This is a genomic window from Candidatus Kaistella beijingensis, assembly GCF_020084865.1.
GTDB classification, from domain to species: domain Bacteria; phylum Bacteroidota; class Bacteroidia; order Flavobacteriales; family Weeksellaceae; genus Kaistella; species Kaistella beijingensis.
Map to the genome: position 1 here is coordinate 13,336 of NZ_CP071953.1, position 15,758 is coordinate 29,093.

The window sequence follows — 15,758 nt, forward strand, 5'->3', positions numbered from 1 at the left end:
AAAAATTTGAAAATTAATAACCCGGGTTCTGTACCAAATTTGGATTGGCAATAAGATCTTTTGCCGGGATTGGATAAAGATTTCTGTAATCTTCCACAGCTTGTCCCTCTTTCACACCACCTTTCCACGGCCATAAATAAGAAGCGGTAGTAAATTTACCGTAACGGATTAGGTCTGTTCTTCTGGTCATTTCCCAACCAAGTTCTCTACCTCTCTCGTCAAGAATGAAGTTAAGATTGATCGAAGCAACCGGAAGTGCACCTGCTCTAGTTCTTAACGCGTTTACATAACCAAGAGCTGTTCCTGCGTCGCCGCCACCTCCTCTTAAGTTAGCTTCCGCATACATCAAATAGATATCTGCTAAACGGAATAATGGTATATCAGCATCAACGAAATTTCCTGCAACATCTGAACCTGGAGCACCTGTGCTGGTAACATTTTTATATTTAATGAATGGGTAACCGTTTGAGAAGTTTCCTATATCATCAATCTCCAAAGTTTGCTTATCGGTATAAAAGTTTCCTCTCACATCGCTGGTTCCTGCACCACCGAAAAGGTTTACATAAGCCTTAGTTGTTCTAAGACCAGACCAACCACCGTTGATTCCGAAATCTGCAGCAGGCATTGTTCCACCAACAGCTGCGTGAACCAGGTAAGTTGTTCCACCGTAAGTCTGTGATTTAAGACCGTCGAAAACAATCGGGAAGATAACTTCAGGGTTGTTTTTTTCGTTGTCAGCAAGGAAAAGGTCTTGGTATTTTGATTTCAAACCATAATTGGCAGTAATTACTTTATTGGCATATTCAATTACTTTCCCATACTGAGTAGTTCCTGTGTAAACACCCGCATTAAGATAAAGTCTTGCCAACACAGACCATGCCGCAGCTTTGTCTGCTCTTCCGTAACCGGCAGCTTTAGGGTTTTTCAAATCATTTGCACAAGCCAAAAGTTCAGCTTCAACAAATTTGTAAAGTTCAGGTCTTGTAATTCTTGGCGGTGGGTTTGTTGATCCAATCGGCATGTTTTCTACGGTTGCAAAAGGAACGTTTCCAAACAAATCCAAGGCATGGTAATATGCAAGAGCTCTCAAGAATCTTGCTTCAGCACGCATGTATTTAGCCTGTACCAAATTTTCACCAGTGATGTTGTATGAGGCTAATTTCTCATCGGTCGTATTTCTAAGGAAGTCGTTACAGAAAGCAATTTCTGTATAAACTCTGTAATAAAATGCACCGATAAACTCGCTTGAGGAATCCCAGTTCATTTTGTGGATATTCTGCAAAGTGCCGTCATTCCAAGCGATTACCGCTTCATCGGTTGGCAAAACCTGCAAAGTGAATAGCTGACGAGTGTACTGCGAGAAGTTCCCGTCGATACCATTAATATCGGGGTTTCCACCACCGCCTTCCTGTCCACCGTGTGCAAAACCTCCGTACAGTTTAGCTAGAGCGTTCGGATAGTTTGCGAAATTCGAGTAAATATTTTCAGCAGTAACATCTACAATTGGAGTCTGTTCCAAATCCTTCATACAAGATGTAACCGAGAAAAGTGCTGCAACAGATGCTGCTGCAATAAGTGTTTTTAATTTTATTTTATATGATTTCATCTTTTCTTAATTAAAAATTAAAGTTAAGTCCTAATGAATAAACTCTTGGCATTTGATAATAACCGTTGTCGATACCGCCAAAAACTTCCGGGTCAACTCCGGTATATTTGGTAATAACCAAAACATTTTGAGCCATACCATACACTCTCAAGCTTGATCCTGGAGAGAACACATCTCTAAAGTTATAACCAACATTCACATTATCCAATCGGAAGAATGAAGCATTCTCAACAAAAAGATCGGAGAAATAACGTGGAATTGAAAACTTGTTGTCAACAGCAGTGTAATAAACATTCTGCAAATATTCGTTGGTTGAACCTGATTGAAGTGAACTGTTTGAAGCTGCATTGTTATAAACATAATTGCCAATAACTGCTCTTGCGCTTAAACCTGCATCCCAATTTCTGTGCGTGAATTTGGTGTTGAAACCTAAAATCGCATCCGGTTGAGTTGATTTGTAATAATACTGGTCAGAAGCATTAATTTTACCATCGCCATTTCTGTCAACATAAACACCGTCTAGAGGTTTCCCTGCATTATCATAAACCTGTTGATAAACTAGGAATGCGTAAGGTCTGTTTCCTACAACATGTGCCTGAATTTTGTTCCCTACACCTCCAGAAATATCTCCAACTGCAATGTAATAATTTGCATCGGCTCCATTAACCAGATTAGTGATTTCCGAATTATAATGAGTTGCGTTGAAAGAAAGTTCCCAAGTTGTATTCTCAGCTTTTACTGGAACTAAAGTGATTGAACCTTCAATACCTTTAGAATTCATTGTTCCTGCATTTAGAGCGTTGTGGTTAGAAACGTCTCCGGCAGCGATTGGTGAATCTACCAATAATCCGTCAGCAACTTTCTCAAATAAATCGATTGAACCAAAAATTCTGTTTTTTGCAAAACCATAATCTAAACCGATGTTTTTGGTTGTAGTCGTTTCCCAGGTTAAGTTCGGGTTGAAAATGTTTGGTCTTAACATTTGGTAAAAAGTGTCGCCCATGTAATATTGTGCACCACCGTTACTCAAGTTATAAGATGAATAGGCTGGATAATCTGCAACATCCCTTAATTCTTGATTACCTGTTTTACCCCAACCAGCTCTTAATTTTAAGGTGTTAATTCCTTTTCCTTTCAAGAAGCTTTCTTCATTGATTTTCCAAGCTAATGAAACTCCTGGGAAAGTTCCCCAAAGATTTTTCTTGTCAACTCCATTCCAAAATCTTGAAGCACCGTCTCTTCTTACTGATGCAGAAACGATATATTTATTTGCAATCGTGAAAATACCTCTACCATAAAACGAGAGTAGAACGTTTCTTACTTCCACATTGTTCCCCATTACTGGTGGTACATTATTGCCGTTAAATGTTGGTGCAAAAGGCTCGAATCTGTAGAAATTTTGATACGCGTAACCACCAACCAAATCTACATTGGTATTAATGGCTTCCACATTTTTGGTATAACTTAAATACGTTTCCAATAATTTGTTTTTCTTTTCTTGCGAATAGCTTCTGTATCTTCCTTTGTCAGCAAAAGCAACTTTATAAAGTCCGTTTTCGGTTTTTGCTCCATCGGATTTTGCGTAGTCGTAACCGGCATTCACATTGAAATGTAAATCAGGAAGGAAATGGAATTTATAATCTAATTGAATATTACCCAAACCTCTCCAAATTGAAGAAACATCTCTTGTCGCAGCCAATCTTGCAAGTGGGTTTGCGTTTGCGTTAACATTCAAACCACCATTCAACAGCCACTCGTAGTAACCACCGTACGCAGAATTTCCTGAATAAACTGGTTGAGTTGGGTCAAAGTAAGTGGCTTCACCAATTACTCCACCTGCAACGAACTGATTATCCGTAAAAGTTCCTTTTGCATTAACTGTAACTGATAAGTGATTGTCTAAAAATTTAGGTGTTAAATTTAAACCAACAGAAGTTCTACGGAAAGAGTTGGTCTTTACAATACCATTTTGCTCATTGTATCCTAAAGACAAACGGTAAGGCAAACCTTTAATTCCTCCTGACAACGCAACGTTATTATCTGTTCCCCATGCTGTTTGGTAAATTAAGTCTTGCCAATTGGTATCAGCATTCCCTAATTTCGCTGCATAGGCTGCAGAAGCATTAGCGTTGATAAAATCACGGAATTCAGCCGCATTTAAGACAGGTGTATTTTTCATCTTGGTGGAAACCGAAGCCAAAGTAGAAAAATTTACTTTTAATTTTCCGGCTGAACCTCTTTTTGTCGTTACCAAGATTACCCCGTTTGAAGCTCTGTTACCATAAATCGCAGTTGCAGAAGCATCTTTCAGGATATCGAAAGTTTCAATATCATTCGGGTTGATCAATGACAATGGATCTGCAGCTCCAGAAATACCGTTGAAATCTTGTGGAACACCATCAATTACGATTAATGGAGATTGCGATCCGTTCAAAGTACCGATACCACGAATTCTAATGGATGAACCTGCACCAGGAGCACCACTATTTCCTGTAATTGAAACTCCGGGAGTTTTACCCTGAATCAATTGCGCCGGTGAAGTTGCCCCACCGTTAAAATCTTTAGAAGAAATAGAAGAGATGGATCCCGTAACATCTGTTTTCTTCTGTTTACCGTAACCAATGAGTACCACCTGCTCAATGTCAGCAGTTTTTAGCGAATCTTTGGTTTGTGCGTGCAACATTGTTCCTGCCAGTAAAAAAGCGGGAGCAATTTTCAAAACTTTAGTATAGTTTCTCACAAAAATAAAATTTAAGGATTAATATTCAATACATAATTACTTCTGTAAAAGAAGCATTGCAATTTAATCAAAAATTCAATGATTATTAATTTTTTGATAAAATTGTTAATTATTAATGAGAATTATCATATATTAAGCGAGTTGAATTTATTTAAAGTATTGATATTCAGTAAAATAAATATTCATTTTCTCATCGGGAGACTATAATATTTTAACAAAAAGTTAAACTAATGTTTAACAAAATATGGCGCGTTACATCGGCTTTTTGTAATTTTCAATTTTAAGTTGTTCACATTTCTGTAATATTTTATTAATTTTTAATTCAAATGCATAACGCTTATCTTTGCAACAAATTCAGAACAAAAATATGTCAGATAGAAAGATGATTACGGCGGCGTTGCCTTATGCAAACGGTCCGGTTCACATTGGGCATTTGGCGGGAGTGTATGTTCCTGCAGATGTGTATGCACGATTTCAGAGAAGAATGGGGAAAGAGGTAGCATTCATTTGTGGTTCCGATGAACACGGAATCCCAATCACCATTCGAGCTAAAAAAGAAGGGGTTACTCCGCAAGATATCGTGGACAAATATCACGAAATCATCAAAAAATCATTCAAAGATTTAGGAATTTCGTTTGACGAGTATTCCAGAACCACATCCCACAAACATTACGAGGTCAGCCAGGATTTTTTCACCACACTATATAATAAGGACAAATTTGTTGAAGAGATTTCCGAACAATACTTTGATGAACAAGCCGGGGAATTTCTTGCAGACCGCTATATCGTGGGAACCTGCCCCAATTGCGGCAACGAAAATGCCTACGGCGACCAATGTGAAAAATGTGGTTCCACCCTTTCACCCTCAGAATTGATCAATCCAAAATCAATGTTGAGCGGAAATGTTCCTGTTTTAAAGGAAACCAAAAATTGGTACCTCCCTCTAAATGAATACGAAAATTTCCTCAACCAATGGATTATCGAAGGTCATAAAGATGATTGGAAACCCAATGTTTACGGCCAGGTAAAATCTTGGTTAAACGACGGCTTGAAACTTCGAGCAATGACGCGAGATTTAAATTGGGGCGTTCCTGTCCCACTTCCAGATGCAAATGGAAAAGTGCTTTATGTTTGGTTTGATGCACCAATTGGCTATATTTCTTTCACCCAGGAATGGGCAGAGAAAAACGGCAAAAACTGGAAAGACTATTGGCAAAGCGATAATTCAGATTTAATCCATTTTATCGGAAAAGACAATATCGTTTTCCACTGCATTATTTTCCCGGCAATGATGAAAGCTCACGGTGATTATGTGATGCCGGCCAACGTTCCCGCTTTTGAATTTTTAAATTTAGAAAACGACAAAATTTCAACCTCCAGAAACTGGGCGGTTTGGGCACATGAATATGTAGAAGAATTTCCTGGTCAACAAGATGTTTTGAGATATGCCTTGCTTTCTTCGGCTCCTGAAACCAAAGACAATAATTTCACCTGGAAAGATTTTCAAACCAAAAATAATTCTGAATTGGTGGGAATTTTCGGGAATTTCATTAATCGAGTTGCAGTTCTGATCCACAAATACTATGATGGAATAATTCCAGACGGAAATGAAAATGTTGAAGAACTAAACGAAGTTGCCAAACACGCAAAAGAAATTGAAACGTTCCTGGAAAATTTTGAATTCAGAAACGCTCTATCATCATTGATGAATTTAGCGAGATTTGGAAACCAATACCTTCAAACCGAAGAGCCGTGGAAAACCATCAAAGAAAACCCTGAAAAAGCGGCTAATTCTCTGTTCGTTGCGGCGCAGATTGCAGCTGGTTTAGCGCAGATTTCGGAACCTTTTATGCCGTTCTCTTCAGAAAAATTATTGAACATGTTCAACGTTTCACAAATGAATTGGAGGGATATTGAAAACCAAAAAATTCTTGTGAAAACAGGACACCAAATCAATCCATCCGAACTTTTATTTTCAAAAATTGAAGACGAAACCATCGATTTCCAAATTCAAAAATTAGAAAATACGAAACTGTCCAACGCCAAAACAAATCCCAACGCAACACCCATGAAAGACGAAATCCAATTTGACGATTTTACTAAGATAGATTTGAGAACCGCAACCATTTTGGAAGCGGAAAAGGTAGAAAAAGCCGACAAACTTTTAAAACTAAAAGTGGATACCGGCGTTGATATTAGAACCGTAGTTTCCGGGATCGCGGAAAGTTTCTCGCCGGAAGAATTAATTGGGAAACAGGTAATGATTTTATTAAATCTGGCTCCACGAAAAATCCGAGGAATCGAATCGCAAGGAATGTTACTTTTAACAACAAAACCCGACGGAAAATTATCCTTCGTAACTCCCGACGAAAAAGTGGAAAACGGAATTGAAATAGGATAGAGTCAGAAGATGAAAGTTGGAAAACGGAAGATTACAAAAATGCGCATCAAAACGATGCGCATTTTTTTATGATTTTTTCAGTGAATAAAATATCTTTTTAAACAAAATAATAAACGGGACCATCAACAAACCTCCCATAATTCCATAAATCGCTTGCTTTGCCATTGACGGAACGTTTGGTAATAAATGGTGCAAATAATCAATATTATGGTCGAAAATTCCGCCTGCAACTAAAATTAAGGCAACTGTTCCGATAACACCTAAACCTTTAATTACCCAAGGTAAAGCCTTCACCAAAAATGTTCCTAAAGAAACTAAAAATCCTTTCTCTTTTTTAGATTTTCTGATTAATTTGTAACCAGCATCATCCATTCTTACAATTAATGCTACAATTCCGTAAACACCTACAGTCGCGAGAATTGCAACGATGGAAACCGTAATAATCTGAATCGCCAAACTCTGATTGAGAACTGTTCCTAAAGCAATGATCACAATCTCAATAGACAAAATAAAATCGGTGGTAATCGCGGATTTAATTTTTGCTTTTTCTTCATTTTCGCCAGCGTCGCTTGGTTCTTCAATTGCTGTAATCACTTCTTGTCCGGTTTCTTCGTCCTCTTTTTTATGAAAAAAATATTCGATGATTTTCTCCACACCTTCATACGCCAAATAAAGTCCCCCTAAAACTAAAATCACCTTAATTGCGGGTGGATAAAGCCATTGCAAAAGAAACGCAATCGGTAAAATGATGAGTTTATTGATGAAAGAACCTTTCATAATCTGCATCAAAACGGGAATTTCCCGTGATGACAAAAATCCGGTCGCTTTTTCGGCATTCACAGCGAGGTCGTCGCCCAAAATTCCTGCGGTTTGCTTGGTTGCAATCTTTGAAGTTACGGCGATATCGTCCATCAATGCGGCAATATCATCTAAAATTGCAAAAAAACCTGAAGCCATATTCTTTATTTTTAATTGGGGCAAAAATAGGTTTTTTAAAGCAGATTTTTACGTTTGCATATTTATTTTGTGGATAAATTTCGCTTTTAAAACTCATTAAAAATTACTATTTTCGCAGAACGAAATTTTTAAAGAAATGAAAACGCAGCCATCATTTTCAGAAAAAGAAAAATTCCAAAATTTTGGAAATGAAATCTGCGCCACCCCAAAATATTGAGCCGACGTCCGTAAGATTGTCGGCTTTTTTTGTTTTGAAAAGTCCGAAGACTGAAGATTGGATTTCAAACAAAATCAAATGATGTCAAACAATTTCAAACCTTGCAACCTGCATCAATTTGAAACAAAAAAGTAAAAATGAGCAACACCTATAAATCCGCCGGAGTCGACAAAGAAGAAGGCTACAAAACCGTTGATAAAATAAAATCTGCCGTTGCAGAAACCCATAATAAAAATGTGCTTTCGGGATTGGGAAGTTTCGGGGCGTTTTATGAAATTGCGGGCTACAAAAATCCTGTTTTGGTTTCCGGAACAGATGGAGTGGGAACCAAACTGAAAGTCGCTTTAGATTCCAAAAAATACGATTCCATCGGGATTGACTGTTTCGCGATGTGTGCGAACGACATTCTTTGTCACGGCGCAAAACCATTATTTTTCCTTGATTATTTAGCGTGCGGAAAACTCGATTCTGAAATTGCAGCCGAAATTGTGATGGGAATGGTGAAAGCCTGCAAAGACAATGAATGTGCATTAATCGGCGGCGAAACCGCTGAAATGCCGGGAATGTATCAACCGGGAGATTATGATGTTGCCGGTTTTTGCGTCGGAATTGTGGAAAAAGACCAAGTAATTACAGGAGAAAAAATCAAAAGAGGTGATAAAATTATTGCTTTGCCGAGTTCCGGTTTCCACAGCAACGGATTTTCTTTGGTAAGAAAAATTTTCACGGATTTTAATGAAGAGTTTGAAGGAAAACCTCTCTATGAAACACTTTTAATTCCTACAAGACTTTATTTCAACCCCATTCATAAACTCTTGGAGGAAGTGAAAATTTACGGCATCGCGCACATTACAGGCGGCGGTTTGATTGAAAATGTTCCTAGAATTATTCCCGACAATCTTTGTGCTAAAATCGATACTTCGAAAATTAAAATTCCAACCATCATGCTCGAACTCGAAAAACGTGGAAACATCGACCGGATGGAAATGTATGGAACGTTCAACATGGGTGTCGGAATGGTGGTGATTATCGACGCAAAACACTCCGAAAAAGTAATGGATTTGTTGGAGGACGCTTATGAAATCGGGGAAATTGTGGAGGGTTCAGAAAAAATTAAATTAGTATAGACATCGGATTTCAGACATCAGACAACAGACTTTTAAAATCTGAAATCTGAAATCTGAAATCTGAAATCTTGATTATGAAGAAAATTGTTGTCTTAATCAGCGGTTCCGGAACCAATCTTCAGCGCATCATCGACTGTGTAGAAAGCGGAGAAATTGCTGACACGAAAATTTCACTCGTCGTTGCAGACCGCGATTGTTACGGGCTTCAACGTGCCGAAAATGCGGGGATTCCACACCAATTAATTAAACGCGGAAAATCTTTTTCGGAAAAGTTAGAAAAAATTGTTCCTGAAGATATTGATTTAGTTGTACTTGCAGGTTTTTTATCCATTTTAAATGAGCAATTTTGTAAAAAGTTTCAAAATAAAATCATCAATATTCATCCCGCACTTTTACCCAAATTTGGCGGTTTGGGAATGTGGGGAATGAATGTTCACAATGCTGTTTTGGAAGCCGGAGAAAAGGAGAGTGGAGCAACGGTTCATTTTGTGACAGCGGGAATTGATGAAGGCGGAATTATTTTGCAGCAGTCTTTTGAAATAGGAGCAAATGAAACTCCCGAAGGTTTGGCAGAAAAAGTACACGCCGTTGAATATGATATTTTCCCAAAAGCCATCAATAAAATATTAAATTATAAGTGAAAACCAGGGTATTTAATGAAGCTGGAGAAATTATTCCTGAAATTAGCCTTTTTCCGGTTAACGGGAATGAAGATGTCGTGGAAAAGCGTTTGGAGTTCTCGAATGAGATGAAATCCGTGACCAATCTTATTTTTCAAATGGAGGATGCGGTATTTCAGTATTCGGAAATTGACTCTAAGAAAGATTTTTCTTATAGGTTTAATATCGAAGGTGAGGTGGTTTGTCTTTATTTTATTCTGGAAGGCAGCTTAACAAATTCCTCAGTAGATACTTTGCAGACCTACGAATCAAAAACCAACACCCACAATATCTTCTTCTGGAAAAGTAGGGAAGTAAATACGTATTATAAGAAAAACCAGCATATCAAGTTAGTGAATGTTTTTTTGAACAAAAATTTCTTTCTGAAATGCATTGGGAAAGACAATAATATTCTGGATGATGGGTTTTCCAAATTATCGGAAGGCGAGAGATGGATATTCAAAGAGGACGGTGAGATCATCAACGACGAAATGCTTAAAGTAATTTCTGAAATCATTGAAACCAAAAGAAAAGGAATTTTCCTTAAACTTTTCCTTGAGTCGAAACTTTACGAACTTCTTATGCTTCAGCTGGAATCATTGAAACAGCAGGAATATACTGAAGAGAAGGTAGATCCCACAAAAAAACTGGCACAAAGCATCCATAAAATTATCAAGCAAAATACATTTGCCGAGTTTACACTGCGGGACATTGCCAAGAAACTGGGCTCCAATAGTAGTACGGTGAGTAATTCGTTCAAACAGCATTACCACATTACAATCTTTCAGTATTGGAATAACCTAAGATTTAATGAAGCAAAAAAAATGTTGCTGAACAATTATAGCGTGAAGGAAATTGCAATCATTATGGGTTACAAAAACCCCAATCACTTCAGTACCGCTTTCAAAAAACATTTTTCTATCACACCCACTGAATATTTAAACTCAAAATTTGAGCAATAATTTGATTTAGCGTAGTAAAAATATGACTTTACGTATCTCCAAAGCGTTTTTTAAGGATTACATTTGCACCAGTATCTATTCACATAGGTATAAATTTTTTTTCATCATTTGTGTTTTTAGAACTTTTGGGATTCGTCCCGAAAGTTCTTTTGCTTTGTACCCAATCTAAATAAATGTATTATTAAAAAAAAAAATTGGCGATGCCAAAAATCTAATAAAAAGTTAAAAAGAAAGAAAATGTCAAAGAAAAGAGCATTAATCAGTGTTTCCGATAAATCTGGACTCATTGATTTCGCAAAATTTTTAGAAGAAAGCAATTACGAACTCATTTCCACAGGCGGAACTTTTAAACATCTGAAAGAAGCAGGATTAAGCCCAATTCAAATTGATGAGGTCACCAATTTTCCTGAAATGTTGGACGGTCGTGTGAAAACGTTGCACCCAAAAGTTCACGGCGGACTTCTTGCAGTTCGCGATAACGAAGAACACATGAAAACCGTTCAAGAACACGAAATAGGTTTGATTGATATGGTTATCGTCAATCTTTATCCATTTTTTGAAAATGTGAATAAAAATATTTCTCTGGATGAAAAAGTAGAGTTCATCGATATTGGCGGACCTTCGATGTTGCGTTCTGCCGCGAAAAATTTCAATTCGGTTACGGTGATTACAGATGTAGAAGATTATTCTAAAATTCAAAATGAAATTTCAGAAACGGGAGATTCCACTTTAGAAACAAGGAAAAAGTTGGCTGGAAAAGTGTTCAACTTAACTTCTGCGTACGATGCCGCGATTTCAAAAATGCTGTTGGATGAAGATTACCCACAATACTTAAATGCTTCCTACAAAAAAGTTTCTGATTTACGTTATGGCGAAAACCCGCATCAAACCGCTGCATATTACGTTTCCACGTTTGAAAACGGCGCGATGAAAGATTTTGAAATTTTAGGCGGAAAAGAACTATCGTTCAACAATCTTCGCGATATGGATTTATGTTGGAAAGTCGTCAACGAATTCAAAAATGAAATGGCGTGTTGCGCAGTAAAACATTCTACTCCATGCGGCGTTGCGATCGGAAATTCTCCTTTAGAAACTTACAGGAAAACTTTTGAATGCGACCCAATTTCCATTTTTGGTGGAATTATCGCGATGAATTTTAAAGTCGATGCCGCAACCGCCGAAGAACTCAACAAAACATTCCTCGAAATTGTAATGGCAAGCGATTTTGATGAAGCCGCCCTGGAAATTTTAAGAAAGAAAAAGAATTTAAGAATCATCAAAATCAAAAATCCAGTTTCCGACCAACAAACCTGGGTAAAAATTGATGGCGGAATTTTGGTTCAGGACAATGACAATCAATTCTCTGAGGAAATCAAAACCGTCACGGAAATTCAGCCAACCGAAGAACAGAAAAAAGCATTATTGTTCGCTCAAAGAGTGGTGAAATATGTTAAATCCAACGCCATCGTAGTTTCAAACGGAACTCAGGCTTTAGGAATCGGCGGTGGACAAGTCAACAGAATTTGGGCAACAGAACAGGCAGTAAATCGAGCAAAAGAAATCGACGGAGGAGATTCGCCGAGTTTATTGAGGCAAAAGTTTTCTGGAGATTTAGTTTTAGCTTCCGATGCGTTTTTCCCGTTCCGCGATGTGGTTGATTTTTGTGCAAAAGAAGGAATCAAAGCCATCATTCAACCCGGTGGAAGCGTAAAAGACCAAGATTCCATCGAAGCCGCAAACGAACACAAAATACCAATGATGTTGACGGGAATGAGACATTTTCTGCATTAATTTTTTTGGTGAATGTTGGTGCAAGTTGCAGACGGATGAAATTGGTTTTGTGTATGATTTTAAATTTTCAATATTATCTTTTTACATCTCACCAATTGCAACTTGCACCAACTGCGCCATGAAACTTGCACCTAAAAGTATCGGAAATTTGAAACCAAATCATTAAATTTGTAATATTAGAAAAGTAATTTAAAAAATGAGAATATTAATTGTAGGAAACGGCGGAAGAGAATCTGCTCTCGCTATGAAGCTGAAAGACGACAGCAGAATTACCAAAATGTTTTTCGCAAAAGGAACTGCGACCACCGATAAATTAGGACAAAATGTGTACGAGGAAACCGTGGAAGGTTTGCGAAACTTCGCCATCAAAGAAAGAATAGATTTAACGATTGTAGGTCCGGAAGCTCCTTTAGTGGAAGGTATTGTAGATGAATTCAAAAAACACGACCTCAAGATTTTCGGTCCTAGAAAAAGAGCAGCGGAATTGGAAGGAAGCAAGGCTTTTTCTAAAAAATTCATGCAGACCAACAATATCAAAACAGCAAAAGCGGTAGTTTTTGATGCGTACCAAGACGCAATCGATTATGTGAGAACACAGAAATTCCCTTTGGTCATCAAAGCGAGCGGACTTGCAGGCGGAAAAGGAGTGGTGATTGCAGATAATTTGGTGGAAGCAGAATCCACGATTCACCGTTTTATGATTGACCGAATTTATGGCGACGCGGGAATTCAGTTGGTGATTGAAGAATATTTAAAAGGTTTTGAAACTTCCATCATTGCATTTTCCAACGGTTCCAAACTTTTCCCATGTATTCCCGTGAAGGATTACAAAAAAGCAGGAAGCGGCGACAAAGGTCCAAACACCGGCGGAATGGGAAGTGTAGCTCCTTGTCCGGATTTTACGGAAGAAAATTATAGAGATTTTGAAGCCAATATTTTAACGCCAACTTTGGCGGGACTTCATGCGAACAATATCAATTTCAAAGGCTTCATTTTCTTCGGATTGATGGTTACCAACGACGGAACTTATTTGCTGGAATACAACATGAGATTGGGCGATCCGGAAACACAGGTAATCCTTCCTTTGCTGGAAAACAACTTGCTCGACGTAATTAACGATTGTCTCGACGGGAAAGATGTAGAATTAAAATTCAGCGACAAAAAAGCGGTTTGTTTGGTGATGTGTTCAGGAGGTTATCCTGCAAAAATCCAAACAGGTTTTGAAATAAAAAATCTTGAAAAAGCGCACAGCCAGGTACTTTTTGCAGGTGCAAGAAATTCCGGCAACAAAGTTCTTACGACAGGCGGTAGAGTTTTGTGTCTGGTCGCGACCGCCGATTCTTATGAAGAAGCGAGAAAAACCGTTTACGCAGATGCGAAAACAATCAATTTCGATTACGAATATTACAGAGACGACATCGGAAAATTCTAGAAAAATTGGGGGATTCGTCTCCCATTTTTTGTGGATGATTAGGAGCTGTTTCCCGCTTTCCGCTGTATCTTTTTGCTCGTCGTTCCTCCTCACAAAAAGGATGTCGCTGCAATCGGGGCTAGTTACGATTTCCGGCTTCTAATCAAAAATATTTTTAAAAGACAATCAGGGTTTTAATCGTAGAACAATTTGAACCTATTGAATCTCTCAAACCAATTTCTCACCCACTCACCAATACACCCTCTCATGAACAACGGCATCATCATCCTCGACTTCGGTTCGCAATACAATCAGTTAATCGCAAGAAGAATCCGCGAACTCGGCGTTTATTCAGAAGTTCTTCCATTTAATACCCCTTTAGAAGAACTTCTTGCCAAAAATCCAGTAGGAATCATACTTTCTGGCGGGCCGAGTTCCGTGAATGCAGAAAATGCACATTTGGTGGACAAAGCTTTATTTGAAAAAAACATTCCCATTCTCGGAATTTGTTACGGAATGCAGTTAACGACCCATCTTTTGGGCGGAAAAGTAAAAAAAGGGGAAAAAGGAGAGTATGGAAAAGCCAAGTTTGAAATCCAAAAATCAAACGCACTTCTTTCCGGAATCAGCAGATTTTCAACAGTTTGGATGAGCCATTTTGATGAGGTGGAAATTGCTCCGGAAGGTTTTCAAATTAATGGAAATACCGATGTAATTTCTGCAATCTCCGACGAATCAAAAAAAATATATTGCGTCCAATTTCATCCCGAAGTTTCGCATACGGAAGAAGGTTCCCGAATGATTGAAAATTTTGTCTTCAATATTTGCAACGCTCCAAAAAATTGGAAACTCACGAATTACATCGATAAAACCGTCGCCGAAATTAGGGAAAAAGTAGGAAACCAAAAAGTTATTCTCGGACTTTCCGGTGGTGTAGATTCTTCCGTTGCCGCAGTTTTAATCCACAAAGCAATCGGTGACCAACTCACTTGTATTTTTGTCGACACCGGACTTTTAAGAAAAAATGAAGCCGAAAAAGTAATGACGAATTACGGCGAACATTTCCATCTTAACATCAAATTAATCGACGCTTCCGAAAGGTTTTTAAATAAGCTAAAAGGAATTTCTGAACCTGAAGAAAAACGTAAAATTATCGGAAACGAATTCGTGGCAGTTTTCGATGAAGAATCCCATAAAATTGAAGGTGCAAAATTTTTAGCTCAAGGAACCATTTATCCCGATGTTATCGAATCTCAATCGGTAAAAGGTCCTTCTGCAGTCATCAAATCCCATCACAATGTAGGCGGACTTCCCGAACAAATGGATTTTGAATTGTTGGAACCTCTACGGGAATTATTCAAAGATGAAGTCCGAAAAGTTGGTGAGGAACTCGGGATTCCGCACCATTTGGTTCATCGTCATCCGTTTCCTGGTCCTGGTTTAGGAATTAGAATTTTAGGTGATGTTGATGCTGAAAAAGTACGAATTCTTCAAGAAGCTGACGATATTTTCATCGAAGAATTATATAAAAATAACCTCTACGAAAAGGTTTCTCAAGCTTTCGTCGTTTTACTTCCTGTAAAATCTGTCGGTGTAATGGGCGATGAAAGGACTTATGAATACACTGCGGTTGTTCGTTCTGCAAACACAATCGATTTCATGACCGCGACTTGGAGCCGACTTCCGTACGAATTTTTAGACACGGTTTCCAACAGAATTATCAATGAGGTTCGCGGAATTAATCGGGTGACTTACGATATTTCCAGCAAACCGCCTGCAACGATTGAGTGGGAATGATTTGAGTGGGTGTGTTTGGGAGTTTGAGAATTTAAAAATTATAGCATTTATTTTGGTGAATTTTTAAACTTCCCTCTTCCAACATCCATC

General features: G+C 38.1%; 10 protein-coding genes. 7 read left to right on the forward strand and 3 right to left on the reverse strand.

Annotated features, from left to right (window positions below):
* Nucleotides 1-13: 13 nt before the first annotated feature.
* A complete protein-coding gene (locus tag J4771_RS00065) occupies nucleotides 14-1,606 on the reverse strand; it encodes a RagB/SusD family nutrient uptake outer membrane protein (protein ID WP_224135459.1) in 1,593 nt (530 codons plus the stop codon).
* 10 nt (nucleotides 1,607-1,616) lie between these two features.
* The gene (locus J4771_RS00070; RefSeq protein WP_224135460.1) at nucleotides 1,617-4,346 is read right to left on the reverse strand and encodes a SusC/RagA family TonB-linked outer membrane protein; all 2,730 of its coding nucleotides are present in this window, start codon (nucleotides 4,344-4,346) and stop codon (nucleotides 1,617-1,619) included.
* Nucleotides 4,347-4,713: 367 nt separating this feature from the next.
* On the opposite strand from J4771_RS00070, the gene metG reads away from it, so the two are divergent.
* Nucleotides 4,714-6,747 carry a methionine--tRNA ligase gene (gene metG, locus J4771_RS00075; RefSeq protein WP_224135461.1) on the forward strand — a complete coding sequence of 678 codons (2,034 nt, stop codon included), beginning with the start codon at nucleotides 4,714-4,716 and terminating at the stop codon, nucleotides 6,745-6,747.
* 66 nt (nucleotides 6,748-6,813) lie between these two features.
* Here metG and J4771_RS00080 read toward each other — a convergent pair whose 3' ends face one another.
* A complete protein-coding gene (locus J4771_RS00080) occupies nucleotides 6,814-7,704 on the reverse strand; it encodes a DUF808 domain-containing protein (RefSeq protein ID WP_224135462.1) in 891 nt (296 codons plus the stop codon).
* A gap of 354 nt (nucleotides 7,705-8,058) precedes the next feature.
* On the opposite strand from J4771_RS00080, the gene purM reads away from it, so the two are divergent.
* From purM to guaA, 6 genes are all read left to right on the forward strand, one after another.
* Entirely contained in the window at nucleotides 8,059-9,048 is a 990-nt protein-coding gene (purM, locus tag J4771_RS00085) for a phosphoribosylformylglycinamidine cyclo-ligase (RefSeq protein ID WP_224135463.1), read from the forward strand.
* Nucleotides 9,049-9,122: 74 nt separating this feature from the next.
* A complete protein-coding gene (purN, locus tag J4771_RS00090) occupies nucleotides 9,123-9,689 on the forward strand; it encodes a phosphoribosylglycinamide formyltransferase (RefSeq protein WP_224135464.1) in 567 nt (188 codons plus the stop codon).
* The gene (locus J4771_RS00095; RefSeq protein WP_224135465.1) at nucleotides 9,686-10,669 is read left to right on the forward strand and encodes a helix-turn-helix domain-containing protein; all 984 of its coding nucleotides are present in this window, start codon (nucleotides 9,686-9,688) and stop codon (nucleotides 10,667-10,669) included. Before purN ends, J4771_RS00095 begins: the two co-directional genes overlap by 4 nt.
* Nucleotides 10,670-10,906: 237 nt before the next feature.
* Nucleotides 10,907-12,460, forward strand: a complete 1,554-nt coding sequence (purH, locus tag J4771_RS00100; RefSeq protein ID WP_224135466.1) for a bifunctional phosphoribosylaminoimidazolecarboxamide formyltransferase/IMP cyclohydrolase — start codon at nucleotides 10,907-10,909, stop codon at nucleotides 12,458-12,460.
* A gap of 196 nt (nucleotides 12,461-12,656) precedes the next feature.
* Nucleotides 12,657-13,892, forward strand: coding sequence for a phosphoribosylamine--glycine ligase (gene purD, locus J4771_RS00105; protein ID WP_224135467.1), 1,236 nt, complete (start codon nucleotides 12,657-12,659; stop codon nucleotides 13,890-13,892).
* Nucleotides 13,893-14,138: 246 nt separating this feature from the next.
* Entirely contained in the window at nucleotides 14,139-15,668 is a 1,530-nt protein-coding gene (gene guaA / locus J4771_RS00110) for a glutamine-hydrolyzing GMP synthase (RefSeq protein ID WP_224135468.1), read from the forward strand.
* The last annotated feature ends 90 nt before the right edge of the window (nucleotides 15,669-15,758 follow it).